This window comes from Mycoplasma leonicaptivi ATCC 49890, from assembly GCF_000622205.1.
Taxonomy (GTDB): Bacteria; Bacillota_I; Bacilli_A; order Mycoplasmatales; family Metamycoplasmataceae; genus Mycoplasmopsis; species Mycoplasmopsis leonicaptivi.
In genome coordinates this window covers 1-1,659 of sequence record NZ_JHWE01000074.1, presented here as the reverse complement: position 1 = coordinate 1,659, position 1,659 = coordinate 1, and the positions used below count along the sequence as shown (strand labels likewise).

Here is a 1,659-nt window from a genome sequence, read left to right as displayed (position 1 = left end):
CCATACTTAACAACACAAGAATTGCAAGACGTTGACAAAGAATTTGAAACATTATCATTAAAAGATAAAAAACAAGCACTTATAAAATTAATAGATAAAAATAAATTATATGTAAATTATTCCGACATAGATGATGTTTCATTTAATATAAATGAAGCAGATAAGAAGTTTAGTAAATCATTCTATGATAAGGAGTAATATGAATAATAATTGTTTTTATAATTCTAATGAATATCGTTGTAATAAATTAATATTAAAAGATTAATATGGAAAATAAACATAAAGAGTTACTTAATATTTTATTTGATAAACTTAATGAAATTAATAATCAATTAAAAGATTTTGTAAATATGTATGAAAAATATTCAGAAGAAATAGAAAATAACTATAACGTTTCAAGCCAATTAGATAATGAAAGAACAATTGCTGATTGATTTTCTGATAAATTAATTAAAGTAATTGAAAAAACATTGCTCCTGTACCAATGAAACTTACTGAACACTATATAAAAACACCATCTATATTTAAGAAAGATGGAAAAGAAAAAACAGAATATAAAAAATCTATAGAAGGTTTACAACATAAACAAGATGAATGAAAAAGATGGATGACAATTGACTGTACATTTAAATTAGAATATAAAAATGAAATATACTATATTTTCGTTGAGTATAAAATGAACAGAACTAAAAAAATAATTCCTGAATTGGCAACAGATTATGTAAAACATAAATTTTATACATTTTCAAATAAGTTTGAAGCAAATACAATATTTCTTTTTTTTAAATTTGATTATGATGAAAAAAATAAAAATAATATTGTTTTATATCATAAAAACATTAAAGAAATTCCAGATACTACAAATTGAGATGAATCATTAAATGAAGGAAGTATTTTTTATAAAATCAATAGCAAAAAACATAATGGTAATAATATAAATAAAATTTACGACACATATAAAACTTTATCAAATATTTCAGAAAAAACAAAAACTATTCCAATTGATACTTTTAATATTTTAAAAAATAATATTTTTTACAAGAATAAAGATTGACTTAAAAATAAAGTTGCATATTCTAATAACATAAGACTTTGTTTAAATATTTTTGAATACGTTTATAAAAAATTTATTAAAGATAAAGAAAAATTAGTATTTATTTTGAAAAATTTAATTTCAAACATAAATACTGATTTAAATTTAGAAACTATTAATGAATCATCATTAGAAATGTTTTTTAACACTGAAAAATTAAATGAAGTATTAATAGAAAAAATAATAAAATCTACTAAAAAACATTTATCAAATAAAGAAAACCGAGATACAAGAAATCAATTTGAAAAAATAATAGGAACAGTTGATATAAAAAAGATAACTTCACTTTATATCATATCATTGGTTTATACGTATGTTCGATTTTTCTTAAAAGAAGAATTTAAACTTAATGTTGAAGATAAAAAAATAAAGAAAATTTTTGAACAAATAAGAGATAGAAATATATACCTTATAAACAAAACAATTAAAGATTATGAAAAACATAGAGATAATTTTGAAGCTCTAGTTTTTGGTTTGTGTTATTTCATAGTCAATTTATGAAATGTTATTGGAATTAAAGATAATGAGAAATGAGAATTGTCTGATAATTTTTATACACAAAAAAA

3 protein-coding genes are annotated in these 1,659 nt (G+C 19.3%); all 3 read left to right on the top strand.

Annotated features, from left to right (window positions below; all coding sequences use genetic code 4):
* On the top strand, window positions 1-198 hold a 198-nt coding region (locus BU00_RS05270; protein WP_036459091.1), incomplete at its 5' end, for a hypothetical protein.
* A gap of 68 nt (window positions 199-266) precedes the next feature.
* Complete coding sequence (locus BU00_RS0103540) at window positions 267-509, top strand: hypothetical protein (protein WP_027121495.1); 243 nt, start codon at window positions 267-269, stop codon at window positions 507-509.
* A partial coding sequence (locus BU00_RS04745; RefSeq protein WP_036459089.1) for a hypothetical protein occupies window positions 485-1,659 on the top strand: 1,175 nt, incomplete at its 3' end. The genes BU00_RS0103540 and BU00_RS04745, both read left to right, overlap by 25 nt.